Source organism: Chitinimonas sp. BJB300, from assembly GCF_002735695.1.
Lineage (GTDB): Bacteria > Pseudomonadota > Gammaproteobacteria > Burkholderiales > Chitinimonadaceae > Chitinimonas.
In genome coordinates, this window is sequence record NZ_PDZH01000056.1 from 13,503 (window position 1) to 29,843 (window position 16,341).

Consider the following 16,341-nt stretch of genomic DNA (forward strand, 5'->3'; position numbering starts at 1 on the left):
CAATAGCGGCGCTTACCCACGTAAATATTAAAAAGCCGTTCACTTGGGTGAACGGCTTTTTGTCGCTTACTTACAACCGCCTATTTTTCTGCTGTCCCATATATCTCGATCTCCACACGCCTGTCTTTCGCATAGCAATCGATAAGCTTTGTTTTATCGTTCAACACCGATTGGCATTCTGCCGGAGTAGTCAATGGTTCTGTCATCCCCCTACCCTTGGCTCTGATCATATTGGCTGCCAGACCGCGTTCAATCAGCTGTGATCGGATAGCGGCAGCACGTTTCTCAGACACCTTCATTACGCGTTCGGGCTTACCGAGCCGATCAGAGTGACCTTCGACAACAATGCTGGTCTTGGCAGGGTCAAAGTTGCGTGCAAGCAGTTGGGCGTATAAATCATCCATTGCTTTTCGGCCATGCTGGTTCAATTCGGTCTTGCTAAAATCAAAGTAAGTTGCCGTACTCAAAGTCAGGGTTTCCAACTTCGTATTCGTCGCGGCCTTTGGCACAATCGGCGTGACTGCCGAAGGCACAGACATTGAAACTGGCGATAATGCAGGCTTGTCCAAAGCCATGACTGGCGGCAGGTCTGTATTGCAAGTCAGTAGGCCATCATCCTCAGCAATCCCACCATCCTCAACTTCAACGCGATCTTGAATCGGCTGTAAATCAAGGGCAGCCAAAAGGCGGTGGCCCGTGGTCAACGTACGCAGCGTAGCCAGATGCTGATCATGTTCCGCCGATACCGCAGCTCGCCGTGCTTCGAACAGTTCGTTCTCCGTATCCAGCAAGTCCAATAATGACCGCTGCCCAATATCGAATTGTTGACGATAAGCATCACGCGCTTTGGCGGTAGACAACTCATGCTGGGCAAGCAGTTTGAGCTGGTCGCGAATCTTTCGGATATCTTTCCAGGCAATAATGGCGGACTGACGCACATCACGACATGTCTTGTCTCGCAGGTCATATGCCGCATTCAATTGCTGGCTGTACTGACGGATCCGAGCGCTGTCGCTGCCGCCACGGAACAAGTTGTAATTGAGCACCACGCCCACCACCCGGTCACGGTATTCGCCACGGGCACCCGTCCGATTCCGCTCCACACCCTGGCTTGCTTGTAGTTCCAATGTGGGCCAGTTACCCGCCCGGCGCACTTCAACATCAGCACGGCCCGCACGGATACCTGCCACAGTGGCAAGGAAGCTAGGGTTATGGCGTATGGTATCGCGCAGGAATCCCTCGCCCGGTGGAAGCGAGGTTTCAAGGCTCGGCAGCTCCGCCAGATTAACCGCTGGCAACTCGCCCACGATGCGCTGATAACGCGCGGAAACATCGTACAAGTTGCTTTGTTCGGTCACCCAGTTCGACTCCGCCAGCGCTAAACGCCCGGTAGCCTGTTCCAAGTCAACCCTACGCCCTACCCCTGCACTCACCTTGCTATTCAATAAGGCATGTATGTCCGCATGGACTGTGTAGTTTTGCTTTGCCAACTCCACCATACGTCGATTGCGCAGCACATCAACATAGGCCCGGGCCGCTTCCAAGCCTACTTCATCGCTTATCGCGAGCAACTCGAAATAGCGTGATTGCTTGGCATGGCCAAGGCGACGGGTTTCGTTACGCGTAGCAAAGCCATCAAATAGCATCTGGCGAAGTTGAATACTGGCGCTGGGGTTTTGATAGCTATGCGAAGCAATGCCGGGTGCAGAGGAAGTGGTCCTGTTCGCCTCGGCATTCAAATCAAGGCGTGGGCGGTAATTGCCCTTTGCGGCATTTTGCTCTTCAGACGTGGCTTGCAGATTGTGGTAACGCAGGCGCACTTCCGGATTCTGCAAAATGGCCTGTTCTACTGCAGCTTTAAGCGTTTGCGGCGGGGCCGCCAGGGCTTGGCTGACACTCAACGCCAAAATGGTTAATGGCAAATAGCCGAACATTACTTTCATCTACACCTGTCTCCATGCTGTTGAAGCCAAACCGTCTCTCCTTTCCGGCCGACCCACGCTTTACCGTGCCAACGTACTTGTCTTGATACACAAGTGCCGACTTTATCTATATTTCAAACGGGGCGGATTATAACGGGCAATGCCCAGAAGAAAGCCATTTATCAGAATTTTCTAATTAATAAATTTTGATGCCCATTGCGGACAAACCGCTCAAAACCATACCGACGAAGATTGATGTGATCGCGCGCTGTTGCTCCCCTTCTAAAGCAATATCAGGTTCGATTCGATACCCTGGCGCTTGGTGGGGCATTCTGAGTGTGGTTACAGCCATGTCCATGGCCTACTCCGCCCCCGACTTTGATCTGCTGCTCGACACGCTTAATCGACGATGGGGCGCGGGCTCCACACAAAAATATCAAGCCTGGCGTACATTACTCGCCACCCCAGCCCAGCTCCCCGAGTTAGAGAAGCTCAAGCAGGTAAACGATTTCTTCAATCAGCAGATTCACTTCGAAGACGACAACGCCGTCTGGCACCAAGTGGACTACTGGGCAACGCCACTGGAAACCCTAGGACGGGGTGCGGGCGATTGCGAAGACTTCACCATCGCCAAATACTTCACATTGCAATTACTGGATGTGAATCCCACACGGATGCGGCTCACCTACGTCAAAGCGAAAATAGGTGGGCCAAGCAGTATCATTACACAGGCGCACATGGTACTGGCTTATTACAGCCAGCCCGATGCAGAACCCCTGATATTGGATAACCTGATAGGCGAAGTGCGTCCTGCATCCCGCCGACCTGATTTACTACCCGTATTCAGTTTCAACAGCGATGGCATCTGGGTAGCCGGCGGTATGCAGCCCAAATCCCCGGTGGACAAATTGTCGCGCTGGAAGGATCTGGTGCAACGCATGCATAGAGAAGGATTTGGCTTTTGAGTTGGAACTGTTGGCATACCAGCCACTAAGAACCTGTTCTCAAGCCGCACCGAAACATCAATAGTAAAACCCCTATCCAATCCAACTCAGCCCTCAGGAGAGAAAGGCATGTCCTTGCTAAGGCAACTGTGGCTAGTGGTAGCCATAGCGACGCTAATGGCTTTCTTGGGCGGCTTCGTGGTCAACCTGGCTACGGCACGCCAATATCTCGAACAACAATTACTGGCTCAAAGCAACGACACTGCCGCATCGCTCGCCTTGTCGATGTCACAGCAGAGTAAGGACACGGCAACCATAGAGTTGATGGTCAGTGCGCTGTTTGATTCCGGCCACTTCCGCTTGGTGCGATTTGAGAATATCAAAGGCCAACTCATCGCCGAGCGACGCAGCAAAGAAGGGGTCGAATCGGTCCCCGCATGGTTTATCCACTTCGTACCGCTGCATGTGGAAAACGGCACCGGGACGGTTACGGAAGGATGGCAGCAGGCCGGCAAGGTCATGGTGATTGCCCACGATCGCTTTGCCTATCAGTCCCTGTGGGAAGGCGTCCAAGCCTTCTTGGCGGTCATGGCGCTGATCGGACTGCTTTCCGGCTTTGCCATCTACACCCTCATGCGCTGGGTGCGTAAGCCGCTGGACCAATTGGTTGCGCAAGCGACAGCCATTGGCGAACAACATTTCATCACCATACAGGAACCCGGCATTCACGAACTACGCGTGGTCGTACGCAGCATGAATGCCATGGTCGCACGGGTAAAGGCCCTGTTTGGGGAACAGGCTGCGCACCTCGATGAATTGCGTACCCAAGCCAATCGCGATGCGCTTACCGGCCTCGCCAACCGGGACAACTTTCTGGGCCACCTACGCCAGACACTGACCGATGAAGCCGCCGTGCCACAAGGCGCATTGCTGCTGATACGTCTGCACGACCTTACCGGCATTAACCGTACGCTGGGCCGCGCGGGAACGGATATTTACCTTCACCGCATCAGCCAGGCATTGATGGCTGTCGCCGAGGCTGCCAGCGACTGCCTACTTGCACGGATGAATGGGGCGGACTTTGCCATCCTGGCTTCCGGCATCGGCCAGAGCGAAGCAGACACACTGGCAAAGCAATGTTTACGCGCATTAGAACGCTTACCCATGGAGGGTTTTATAGAACGCAGCAACATCGCCCATATCGGTGTCGGTTTTTATCGACGCGGCAGTAGCGAAAGCAGCTTGCTGTCCAGTGCCGACCAAGCCTTGGCAAAGGCTGAAAACCAGAGCAGCAATGCCGTGGTGCTTGGTCATGTCGGCGAGGACGACAGCCCCGGCATCATTGAATGGCGTACGGTGTTGGACAACGCCATCACCAACCAGGCATTTGAATTGGCGACCTATCCCGTCCTTAGCCGTACTGGCCAGTTGTTACATTACGAGACATTGCTTCGGTTACGAAAACCTGATGGCGGCTTGCAGATGGCAGGGCAGTTCATACCTTTTGCTGCGCGGCTGGGTTATCTGGTCAGGCTGGATTTGATTGCCGTTGAACAAGCTTGCCAACTGCTGGCAAGCCATGCAGCAGACCTTGCCGTCCACTTATCTGCCGCCGCCGTCACAGATGCCGACTTTCGGTCCGAGCTGCAAACCCTGCTTGCACGTCACGGCGATGCCGGTAAACGGTTTTGGTTTGAGGTAAACGAATACGCGCTCCATGGCGACTATGCACAACTGGACCGCTTGTGCCAAGTGTTACATCGAATGGGTGCAAAGGTGGGCCTGGAACACTTTGGCCGCCAATTTGGGCATATTCCCGCACTGCACGAGCTGCAGCTGGATTATGTGAAGATAGATGGCAGCTTTATGCGCGATATCGCTCAGCACCCTGGCAACCAGCAGTTAGTGAAGGCCGTCATCAGTATCGCGGCAGGCATCGGCCTACAGGTGATTGCCGAAGCGGTACACGAGCAGGCTGAATGGGATGTACTGCGCGAACTGGGCATAGATGGCATGACGGGCCCCTTCGCCACCGAGCTATTCCGGCAGCAATCGTAACCGTACGTCATGCCTGCTGCATGCAGAGCCCGTCGTCACAGAGAGCCGAACCGGCGCTGCAACTCAACGAATACCGTGCACGCGCAAAGCCAGCTGTAGGCGATCGGTAACACCAAGTTTGGCGAAGGACGCAGCCAAATGAGCCTTCACTGTGCGCTCCGTAATACTGCACTGCACGGCGATCTCCCGATTGGATGCCCCGTTGGCAGCCAGACGTGCAATTTCCTGCTCACGCTCGGTCAACCCTTGCACCCAATCGGGTAGCCGTGGTGTTGCGGGTTGCGCCGCTAGCTGGACCGATCTGAGCAATTGCTGCATCAACGCCTGCCCAATCCAAACATTGCCACTGGCCACCACGCCCAAAATCTGCCGAAGCATTTCAAAATCGGCATAGGCATGGCAATAGGCTGCGAAACCTTGCTCCAATGCCGCTATCGCAACAGGACGTTGGGGGTTGGAGCTGGCCAGTACCAACCGGGCGACACCTCGCAAATGTACCCATTCCGGCGCATCCCAATGGGGTAGATCCGGTAAATCGGCATCTATCCAGACCACCGCGCCCGCGGGCAACTCCCATCCACCCAACTCGGCGAAGCTGGAGAGCAGGGAAGCAGAAGTTGCCACCAGGGCAGCCTGCCAGTGTTTAGCCAGGCCTGCATCATGGGTGATGAGGAAAAGTGGTATTTCGGTCATCGTTCAGTCAGAGAATTCGCTTTGGCACGCAAGATCGGCTTCAATAAATAAGACAGGATGGTCTTCTTGCCTGTGAGGATATCCACCTCGGCTACCATGCCCGGGATGATGGGCAATTTCTGTGGGCCCAAGCTGCTGGAGGCCGTACGTACGCGCACCAGGAAAAAAGCATTGCCGCGCTCGTCTGTCACCGTGTCTGCGCTGATATGTTCCAACGTGGCATCCAGCCCCCCATAAGTCGAAAAATCATAGGCGCTGAATTTAACCTGAGCTCGCTGTCCGGGGCGTAAAAAGGCGATATCCTTGGGTAGGATGCGTGCTTCCAGGACCAGTGCATCATCCGTTGGCACCACTTCTACCAGGTCTTTACCAGGCTGCACCACACCGCCCACCGTATTCACCAACAGTTGCTTGATGGTGCCGCGCACGGGCGAGCGGATTTCGGTTTGCTTGACCCGGTCTTCCAAGGCTAGGCTGCCTTCGGACAACGTACTGAGCTTGGCGTTGGCCTCGCTCAACTCGGTGCGGGCCTGGTTCTTGAACGCCAGTTCGACCTCTTGGATTTTGCGGCCCGCCTCGCTGATAGCCGCCTGGATGCGGGGTATATCGGCATTGGCGCTATCACGCTCACCACGGTAGCGGGAAACATCGCGCTCCAGTCGCAACAACTCCACTTCCGAAACAGCCCCTGTCTTTGCCAATGGGCGCGTCAACACCAACTCATGGGCTGTCAGATCATAGCTGCGTGAAGCCGTTTCCCGCTTGGCACGCAGGGAATTGAGTTCTTGCGAGCGTTGCATCATCTGCTGACGCGCCACACCAACCCCCGCTTCCAACTCCGCACGGCGTGACTCGTACAACATACGTTCCTGCTCTGCCAACTCCGGTACTTGTTGGGCCACTTCAGGCGGCGCAACAAACAACTTGCCGTCAGCCAGGGCTTTCAAGCGCGCGGCCTTCGCCAATAAAGCCAGATATTGCACCTGGTTTTCTCGCAGCGACGACATCATGCGCGTCGGGTCGACTTTCAGCAGCAAATCGCCAGCCTTCACCGACTGCCCTTCTCGCACCCGGATTTCCGACACCATGCCGCCATCCAGGCTTTGCAGCACCTGCACCTGGCGGGATGGAATCACCTTACCCTCGCCGCGGGTCACCTCATCAATCGGAGCCAACCCCGCCCAGATCAACAACACCAACACCGCCACCGCACTGATCCACACCAGATTACGCGCGCCACGCGGTGTCTGCTCTGCGATAGCCCAGTCGGCGTTGCTGTCGAAGTCATCGTCGCTGGATTGGTTCGGCGCAACAGCCGCCATCGCCTTGTCCATCCACGTTGAGCAAACGCCATAAACAGACCGCCAACGTTGTATCCAAGCTTGCCGGTTCATCAGTCGGCCCTGCCTATCCGGCCATGCTTGAGGGCTTCCACAACCTGCGCCTTGGGGCCGTCTGCCATGACTTGCCCACCATCGATCACAATCAGCCGGTCAACCAACTCAAGCAACGGTGTACGGTGCGTCACCAACAGCACCGTCTTGTGTAGGTAAAACTGGCGAAGGCGCGCCTTTAACGCCTCTTCGCTCTGATGATCCATCGCGCTGCTTGGTTCATCGAGCAGCAACATCGGCGGATCATTCAGCAGCGCACGTGCAATGCCAACCGCTTGCCGCTGCCCACCCGACAGTGACTCGCCACGCTCGCCAATCTGCATATCAAAGCCACTCGGGTGCCGATCAGCAAACTCGCTGACCCCAGCAAGATCTGCCGCCGCCAGAATCATCTGGTCATCAGCAAACGGTGCGCCAAAGGCAATATTTTCTTTCAACGAACCATAGAAAAGCGTGATGTCCTGGGGCACAAAACCCATGGCACGGCGCAACTCGGCAGGGTCGATCTGGCGGACATCGATCCCATCGATCAACACCGCGCCTTCGCTGGGTTGATAAAGCCCCAGAATCAACCGTTGGATAGTGGACTTTCCCGACCCGACGCGGCCGATGATCGCCACCTTTTCCCCTACCCGCATCTTGAACGAGACATTGTTCAATGCAGCATCTTCCCGCCCGGGGTAGGTGAAACTGACATTCTTGAATTCAATACGCCCTTCAAACCGGGTTCGGTGCAAAAAAGCGGAATCCTCGGGCCGCTCTGTTTCCGCTTTCATGTGGATTTCCACTGCACCAAGGCCAGCGCGGGCATTGTGGTACTGCATCAATAGGCCTGCGACCTGGCCAAACGGCCCCATTACCCGGCCGGACAACATGGACGCCGCGATAATGCCGCCCATGCTGATTTGATTGTCGATCAGCAAATAGACGCCTGTTATCACCACCGCAATAGAAACCAGTTGCGTCACCGACTGCGCCAGATTCAGCGTGGTGGACGACAGCACCTTGAGCTTGGCGCCGGTTTGCGCCAAAAACACCGTGGCGCGTTCCCATTTACGTTGGATCGTGCCTTCTGCCACCATGAATTTGATGGTTTCCAGACCGACCAGACTTTCCACCAAGGTGGCGTTGCGTTGCGCAGACGCCCGCTGCGTCACATCCACCAATTCCTGCATCTTCTGCTGCGCCAGCATCGACGCAAACACCACAATCGCCATGCCAACCAAGGGCGGCAGTATCAACCAAGGCGATATCCAGACCAACACCAACAGGAAAATCAATACAAAGGGCAGATCAACCAGCGCCGTCACCGGGGCAGAGGCAATGAATTCACGTACTGACTCGAACGCACGCAGGTTGGCTGCAAACGACCCCACCGAAGCGGGCCGCTGTGATAGCTTGAGATTCAGTACACGTTCCATGATCAATGACGACAGCGTGACATCAATCCGCTTGCCTGCCGTGTCGATGATGTGGGCGCGCATTACCCGCAATACAAAATCGAAAAGCAACATGAGGGCCGCGCCCAATGCCAGCACCCAGAGCGTTTCCTGCGCACGGTTCGGCACCACCCGGTCGTACACATTCATGGAAAACAGCGGCATCGCCAAAGCAAATATATTGATCAGCAACGCGGCAATCAAAGTATCGCGATAAAGCCTCCAGTTTTGCCCTACAACGCCCCAAAACCAGTGCCGGCTTTGTACTTTGCCGGTTTCCGGCGCACGTGCATCGAAATGGAATCGGGGCCGGACAAAAAACACCACGCCGGCATAAAGCGCTTCAAGTGCCTCCCGGCTCAGGATATCGGACGACTCACCACCTTCCGGGTAGCGCACCCTTGCCTCACCCGTCGGCAGCCATTCCAGCAGGATGCACGCCAACTTTCCCTTCAACAGCAACACTGCTGGCAGCAAGCCCGGGCGCAAGGCCTCCAGGGGTCGACGCACTATCCGCGCCGTCATGCCTGCGCGTGCCGCCGCTCGGGGCAACAAGCCAGGTGTCAGCAGATTGTCTTCCAAGGGCAAGCCGGCAGAGAGGGATTCACGCGTGGTCTTGATACCGAAAATACGGGCAATAGAAACTACGCAATCCAACAAAGGATCGAAATGACTTTGATGCTCTCCTACATGCCAGGAAAAAGAATCCGTTGTCTCGGATTGATCAGGATTGCCAGGAGTGCGGGTATTCATAAATCCAAATGGTCGTAAAGGGCGTGTCCTTTTTCCTTATTGCTTCGGTAAAGGCCGTGTAGGAGAACGTGGCCATCGCCCACTTTTTTGCGGATGCGCTGCCTAAAAAAGCAGCATCATAAGATAATTGTTTACAGAAAAATACCTTATTTTAAAAGCACTTAGGTTCACCTCATGGCTTGGGCACCATGGAACCTCACCAAACAACGCATGAGACAAACATGCACGTCAGTAAAGCCTGTTCTATATCTGCTGCACGTCTGCGATACGGCGTTGAAACAGCCTCGGAATGCGCATTTACCCCTTGTAAACGCCGCTTACTCTGTCGCCTTCGCCTATGTCTCATCCTGGCTCGCGAGACCTTGAACAGGCTTCAAGGGCATCTGGCTACGAGCCACTTGTGGGGTTGCGGGCCTCATCTCGCCCAATAACGATTTTGCAAGGCGCGTCCGCGCAGATTTGAAGTGGCTCTCGCACAGGGTCGGCGTTCAGCATCACTACATAAGCACAAAGGCCAGTAAATCCCTGGCCTTTGTGCTTGGCCGAGTCATACATGCCGGAGGCATGCATAATTTGGCAAGGAGCAGTTATCGCCTCGGCGGGTGTCTTACTTTGGGACACCATTCTCCCAGCGCTTCCAATTGCCAACGATGTCGTTGATCAACGGGCCGCCCACCTTGTACAGATTATTCACTGCCGGTACAAAGCCGCCTTGCTCGCCATAATTCAGCAAACCATCTCTATCGGTCTGGCCTGCATAAGGACGGTCGAAGTCTGCACCGGTGCGCAACACCGCTACCCGCTCGATATCCAAGCGACCAGCAGCTGAACCGCGCTTGAGCGCCTCATACGTCGCATTGTCTTCTTGCTGTGTCGTGCAGTAGGTGCCTTTGTCATCGGTCATTAGCTTGACCCAGTCACGTGCGCGCTTGCCCAGCGACTTACCGGCAAACCAGGTACCGCTACTGGCGGTATCGCACTGAATCACCGCTGGGGGTTGATTGGCTGGTGCGTACGCGTAATTTGCACGGAAGGTCTTAGCCTCATTGCTGTCATCGAGTTGCACATTCCTTGATAGGCTGATCGCCTTTTGCAGCAAACGTTCATTCAATTGGAAAACCTCGGTGCGGTAGTCAGGTTTGGGCTTTTCACCTGGTCCTTTGGTGGCAATGCCAAAGTAGCCGTATTCCCAACCTGCCGGCATTTCGCGCGTATCGATTTCCCACGCAATACCATAGTCAACCAGATAACGCGTCCAAGCAGCCGAACCCAGGGTACCTTGGGCTGGGTCGATACCTGCGATACCGGCCACCAGAAAGTAAGTCTTGCGCAGATCAAACTTGCCGCTGTAAATCAGCGCCGTCATTGTCGCCGCGGCATTGGCGTAACCCATGCCGGTAACCACGTTACAGACATCATTCCGATTACAACGAACCACCGGGTAGTCGGGTGATAGGCCCGGCACACGGATTTCCTGGTTCAGCTTCAGCTGTTTGACCCAGGGTTCACTTTCTGGTGCGAACATGCTGATCACCATCGCCTTTACCGGACGGGCGCGTCGAGCCTGGATGATGTCCGATACATCGACATTCGCCGCCATGACGGAACTGGAAGTGAGTACTGTCAACAATACTGCCGCGGGCAGCGGGTTCATCTTAAAAATAGTGGTGTGCTTCATAAGTAATTTACCTTCGGGAAAGGGAGAGTTGTTGCGCCGGGTCATCCGGCGCTACGAGTGCAGATCACCCGCGGCTTAGCGCGGCACACCCGACTTCCACTGTTCCCAATTGCTGACGATATTCCTGATCAAAGGACCACCTGCGATATACAGGTTGTTGATCGCGGGGACGAAACCACCCGACTCTTTCAAGATCAATGACTCATACGCTGTCTGGCCCGCATGCGGCCGGTCGAAGTTTGACGCGGTACGCAACACGGCGACGCGGTTCAAATCCAGCAAGCCCAGGTTGGCCCCACGCTTGAGCGCCTCATAGGTCGCGTTGTCTTCCTGCTGCGATGTACAGTAAGTACCCTTGCCATCGGTCAGCAGCTTGGTCCAATCCTCAGCCCGTTTACCCAGCAATTCACCATGCCACCAGGTGTCGCCCGCCATGGTGTCGCACTGTATAACGGCTGGCGGCTGGTTGGCTGGGGCCAAGGTGTACTTGGCGCGGTATTCACGGGCGACAGCGCTGTCATCCAGCACAACACCTTTCGACAAGGCCAGTGCCTTTTGCAGCAGTGCTTCGTTCAACTGGAATACTTCAGTCTTGTAATCCAATGGCGGTTTTTGTCCTGGCCCTTTGGTGTTGATGCCGATATAGCCCGTTGTCCAATCAGCAGGCATATCACGCGCATCCAATTCCCAGGCAATGCTGTAATCCACCAGATAGCGCGACCACGTTGCCGACCCCAATGTGCCTTGCTTCGGGTCGATACCTGCAATGCCGGCAATCAGGAAGTAGCTCTTCGACAAATCAAAGCGCCCGCTCAACACCAGTGCAGTAATCGATGCAGCAGCATTGGCATGGCCCATACCGGTAGTCACCTGGCAAACACCATCGGTATTGCAGTTCACCGCAGGGTAATCCGGCGACAGGCCCGGCACTCTATACTTCTGCGTCAACCTCAGGTTCTTGATCCAAGGTTCACTTTCCGGCCCGAACATACTGATCACCAACGCCTTAACCTTGCGGGGCGAGCCCGCTACGTCGCCTTGCTGGGGAGATGCCATAGCCGGCAGTGACGTCACCGCGGCAATGGAACTTGCCACGGCCAGCACTTTGTATTTCGTGCTCATGCGCTTCATAAGGGTTTCCGCTTTGAATTAGAGGTCCCGCCGTATAGCATGCAATAATCCATTTCATTAAATCCGAATGTTATGATTGTATTTATTAAAAAATAACTGCTTTACAGTTAGAGGCAGACCTGCCTATCTCAAATCAAGTACCTCCATCTCACTGCATTCAAATAAAAATCAATTGCTTAATTAATCACCGCATTGCTATCCATAACTGCTCTAGTACTTATTTACCCTGAAAAACAAATACTTTGATAGCGCATGCGCTGACCGGCATGACTTAAAAGCCATACAAATATATTCAAATAACGACACAGAACACACCATGAAAATGCCGCACCCAGACAGGGTCTGGCCCGGGCAAGTAAGCAAAGTCGCTATGAATCACATCGAAACAAAAATAATGCAACGAATTAGGTAAAAATCTGTGGGGAGCAGCTCAGGATCAAGCGCCGCAGGCCAGAATCATTTACTAGGCTCTTTAGTCGCAAAACCGCCCTTTTTGATTTTGCTCGATATCCACCCTTCCGTATATTCTTCAATCGACCAAGGCTTACCAAAGAAGAAGCCTTGAACTGCTGGGCAACCCATTGCGCGTAGAAGGCCAACCTGCTCGGGTGTCTCCAGGCCTTCCGCTGTTACTTCCAACTCCAAACTGTTCGCCATTTGCATAATGCCGGAAACCAGCCCGACATCCCGGCCCGTTCCGGGCAACGAGACAATAAAAGATCGATCAATCTTGATTCGGGTCACCGATAAATACTTTAGTAGCGCCAGGGAAGAAAATCCCGTACCAAAATCATCAATGGCCACACAAACGTGTAAATCCCGCATTGCCTGGACAATCTTACTGCTGGCATGAAAATCCTGTAGCATAGACTCTGTTACTTCTATTTCCAACAAGTGTGGCGAAATGCCCGATTTCATTAAAAGTGCTTTCAATTCAGTTAAAAACTCACTCCGTCTGAACTGAACTGAAGATATATTGATAGAAATAAATAACTGCGTGTCGTAACGGTGATTCCATTCAACAATTTGATTCACTGCGCTCTTGAGCACCCACGCGCCAATGGGAGCAATCGAGCCATTCTCTTCGGTAATATTAATAAACTTTTCCGGCTCTAGCAGCCCCAGTATAGGGTGCTGCCAACGTAGCAATGCTTCAAAGCCAATTAATTTCAAACCATAAAGATCAACAATTGGTTGATAATAAACAACGAACTCACCTCGTTCCAATGCGCCATGCAAACTTTGCTCGATGTTAATCCGCGTCCTGACATTCTCAACCAAATTACTGGAATAAGCACAGATTTGCCCCTTACCAAGACGTTTTGCTTCATACATGGCGCTGTCGGCAGCGCTCAGCAACTGCGCCGGGGTTTCACCATCCTCCGGATAGCGTGCCATGCCAATGCTTGCGCCAACAACTAATTGCTGCCCCTCCATATTAAAGGGTTCCAGCACAGTACTAAGAATTTTATTTGCAATACCAATCGTTTCAATCGACTGGCGTAAATCAGGTGCAATTACAACAAATTCATCCCCTCCCAACCGAATCGCCTCATCGTTACGCCGCATTGCACTGGTGATGCGAATAGCTATTTCCTTGATAACCCGGTCACCCACATGGTGTCCCATCGAATCGTTAATAGACTTGAATCCATCAAGGTCAATAAACAATATCGCAACATTACCGTGATGCTGCTTGGCGCGCTCAAGCTCAGTTTCCAGACGCTGATCAAGCAAATAACGATTTCCCAATCCCGTCAATGGGTCATGATAAGCCAAATGCGCTAATTGGCGTTCTGCTTCCCGGATTGCCGATATGTCCGAAAGGGTTTGTACATATTGTACGACGGTGCCTCGATTATCCCGCACGACACAAATATGTTGAAGGACCGGTAATATCCGCCCATCCTTACATTTAAAAGCCACTTCACCAGACCAAAAGCCACTCGGTATTTTGGCGATGTCGTTATATGAAAGATCCTGATCACGCCGATTAAGCAAAAATACAGCGGGGTGCTGGCCTACTGCATCTGATTCCACAAAACCTGTCAGACGTGTAAATGCAGGGTTGATGGAAATCACGATGCCGTCTGCATCCAGAATCAATATACCCTCAGCCGTGGCACGGAATACCACACTGGCTTGCTGCAAGCGCTCTTCCATTTCCTTCCGGAGGGTCACATCGCGCAAAGCACCTATCAATATCTGTTGATCGGGCGGCTTCAATCCCAAATTGCCATACATTTCAAACCATGCATGCTCACCATTATCTCTTAGCACACGGAATTCGCTCTTGAAGAACCCTGGCGCTTCAAGTACGGTTTTTACTTCTGGCAAATCTTCCGGGTGAATTTGGTCAAGCATCGCAGACAAGGGCATTTCTGCCGACTGCAACCCACTCCCCCAAATACGCCAAAAACGCTCATCTCCTTCAATTTCATCCTGCAGGGATGTCCATTCCCATGTCCCTAACTCGGCGGCCTCAATGGCAATCGCCAGCTTTTCTTCCGCTTTGCACAATGCGATTTCCACATCATGTCGTGAACGCGCCACCTGAATAGCCGCGTTCAATTCCATCACCTTGTAAGGTTTGGACAAATAACCAAAAGGCTTGGCGCATGCGGCACGGCTAACTGTTTTCTCATCGACATACGCCGTGAGAAAAATCACTGGGACTTTCCATTTTTCATAAATCATCTGGCAAGCATCAATACCGTCGCCCGGACCTTGCAAATGGATATCCATCAAAACCAGACTGGGGTGGTGCAACTCCACGGCATGCACAGCCGAAATCACGTTCGAATGAATACCACATACTTCGTGGCCTATCCCTTCCAGCGTCTGCCGCAAGTCCAACGCCACCACCGGCTCATCTTCAACAATCAGAATTCGCTCGGCGCGCATGACTAACCTCCCCGCTGACCAAGGCCCAGTTTTATATAGTCAACACCCTTAGAACCTGTTTACGCTCTTACTGCACAGCTGTGATCAGGGCTCATGTGCTGCTCGAAATCCTCATGTACAAAAGTACATTCCGGTTTATGCGCTGCGCTTCACCCTGCTGACACCTGCTGGTGGCAGATCTGAAAACGCCGATACACCTTAAGCATCGGTATACGTTATAGCCCACCAAGCATTACATCTGCCTTAAAAACCAGAAAAGGCTGTCCCATAATCTGGACAGCCTCCTCAAACGCACCCTCATGTCAGGCGCAGCCTACCGGTGTTGGGGCAAGGGTGAGGGGCATAGACTTACGCCCCACCCCAGTACCCCACCCACCTACCGCTTCACCCCCTCGATCTGAATCTCTACCCGACGGTTCGGCTGCAAACAACTCACCAGCGCCGGGGTCCGCTTGGTCTTCGTGCCGCACGCCACCACCTGGTCCGCCTTGCCACGTCCATGCACGCTCATCGAACCCGTGACGCCCCGCTCCTTCAGGTAGTTCGCTACCGCCTGCGCACGCCGCTCCGACAACGCCTGGTTGTAACGCTCCGTCCCCAGCCGGTCTGTGTAGCCTGTGATCGTCATCCGTTCGATCCGCGCATAGCCCTGGCTCAGCTTCCGGGCCAACTCATCCAGCTTCGCCCTGCCTTCCGGCAGCATGTCGTCCTTGCCCGAGCGGTCGAACCGGAACAACGCGCCGGCATCCAGCCGGACCTGTTCGGTCGTCATCACCGGCGGCTGCGCGACCGGCATCATCGGGGGCTGCGGTGCTTCAGGGGCGTGGCAGCGTTCCGCACTGCTGCTGCCCTGGCTCGTCATATCTTCGGCGATCTGGATGTACGGCTTGGCGTGCCGCCAGCCTTGCTGGTTGTACTCATTGCCGGCATGCACCAGTTCCACTTCACCACACGCGACCTTTTGCGCGGCGCAACCAAAACCGCTGTGCTGTTTCAACTGGCCCAGCTTCAGCCACAGGTCCGGGCGCAGCTTGGCTGCGCCGTTCACCTGCGGGGTCTGGTCGCCCGGGTTGGGGGTGGTGTTGGTTTCCAGCGCGCTGATGATCTTCACCGATTCCGTCAGGGCGCCCTGGGCGAACGCGGAACGGTCGTTGCGCGTGTATTCGTGGAACGAGACATCGAGCCAGCATTGTGCTTTCGAGAGGTAGTAGTCCGCTACCGGCACCGATTGACTATGCATGCCCCGATGCTTACCACCATGCATCCCACCACCCGGCATACTGCCCATGCCATCGTTAAGGGCTTTGATCCGCCCCTGGGTGGCCGCATAGCCGTTCTGGTCGGCGGCGATCGCCTGGTCGCTGATCCGATCCGAGGGCGCTGTCAGGGTAGCCCCTGCTGCCCAGCTGACGGCGCTTGTCCACA

Annotated in this window: 11 protein-coding genes; 2 read left to right on the plus strand and 9 right to left on the minus strand. The window is 54.3% G+C overall.

Annotated features, from left to right (window positions below; genetic code table 11):
* Positions 1 to 80 precede the first annotated feature (80 nt).
* A complete protein-coding gene (locus tag CSQ89_RS11225; protein WP_099406252.1) occupies positions 81 to 1,943 on the minus strand; it encodes a TolC family outer membrane protein in 1,863 nt (620 codons plus the stop codon).
* Positions 1,944 to 2,118: 175 nt separating this feature from the next.
* On the minus strand, positions 2,119 to 2,280 hold the full coding sequence (locus CSQ89_RS22460) for a hypothetical protein (RefSeq protein WP_158228970.1): 162 nt from the start codon (positions 2,278 to 2,280) through the stop codon (positions 2,119 to 2,121).
* Between CSQ89_RS22460 and CSQ89_RS11230 the strand changes: the two genes are divergently transcribed.
* Positions 2,279 to 2,887, plus strand: a complete 609-nt coding sequence (locus CSQ89_RS11230; protein ID WP_233203081.1) for a transglutaminase-like cysteine peptidase — start codon at positions 2,279 to 2,281, stop codon at positions 2,885 to 2,887. The genes CSQ89_RS22460 and CSQ89_RS11230 overlap by 2 nt on opposite strands.
* A 108-nt stretch (positions 2,888 to 2,995) precedes the next feature.
* Positions 2,996 to 4,924 carry a bifunctional diguanylate cyclase/phosphodiesterase gene (locus tag CSQ89_RS11235; RefSeq protein WP_099406254.1) on the plus strand — a complete coding sequence of 643 codons (1,929 nt, stop codon included), beginning with the start codon at positions 2,996 to 2,998 and terminating at the stop codon, positions 4,922 to 4,924.
* A gap of 63 nt (positions 4,925 to 4,987) precedes the next feature.
* Here CSQ89_RS11235 and CSQ89_RS11240 read toward each other — a convergent pair whose 3' ends face one another.
* The 7 genes from CSQ89_RS11240 to CSQ89_RS11275 form a co-directional block, all read right to left on the minus strand.
* Positions 4,988 to 5,617: a response regulator transcription factor gene (locus CSQ89_RS11240; RefSeq protein ID WP_099406255.1), complete on the minus strand. Its 630-nt coding sequence runs from the start codon at positions 5,615 to 5,617 to the stop codon at positions 4,988 to 4,990.
* Entirely contained in the window at positions 5,614 to 7,011 is a 1,398-nt protein-coding gene (locus CSQ89_RS11245; protein ID WP_099406256.1) for an HlyD family type I secretion periplasmic adaptor subunit, read from the minus strand. The genes CSQ89_RS11240 and CSQ89_RS11245 overlap by 4 nt, the downstream gene beginning before the upstream one ends.
* The gene (locus tag CSQ89_RS11250) at positions 7,011 to 9,203 is read right to left on the minus strand and encodes a type I secretion system permease/ATPase (protein ID WP_099406257.1); all 2,193 of its coding nucleotides are present in this window, start codon (positions 9,201 to 9,203) and stop codon (positions 7,011 to 7,013) included. The genes CSQ89_RS11245 and CSQ89_RS11250 overlap by 1 nt, the downstream gene beginning before the upstream one ends.
* A 607-nt stretch (positions 9,204 to 9,810) precedes the next feature.
* Entirely contained in the window at positions 9,811 to 10,881 is a 1,071-nt protein-coding gene (locus CSQ89_RS11260; RefSeq protein ID WP_099406259.1) for a purine-nucleoside phosphorylase, read from the minus strand.
* A 75-nt stretch (positions 10,882 to 10,956) separates the two neighbouring features.
* Positions 10,957 to 12,012, minus strand: coding sequence for a purine-nucleoside phosphorylase (locus tag CSQ89_RS11265; RefSeq protein ID WP_308418142.1), 1,056 nt, complete (start codon positions 12,010 to 12,012; stop codon positions 10,957 to 10,959).
* A 456-nt stretch (positions 12,013 to 12,468) separates the two neighbouring features.
* Positions 12,469 to 14,916, minus strand: a complete 2,448-nt coding sequence (locus CSQ89_RS11270) for a two-component system response regulator (RefSeq protein ID WP_099406260.1) — start codon at positions 14,914 to 14,916, stop codon at positions 12,469 to 12,471.
* A gap of 376 nt (positions 14,917 to 15,292) precedes the next feature.
* On the minus strand, positions 15,293 to 16,341 hold a 1,049-nt coding region (locus tag CSQ89_RS11275; protein WP_099406261.1), incomplete at its 5' end, for an OmpA family protein.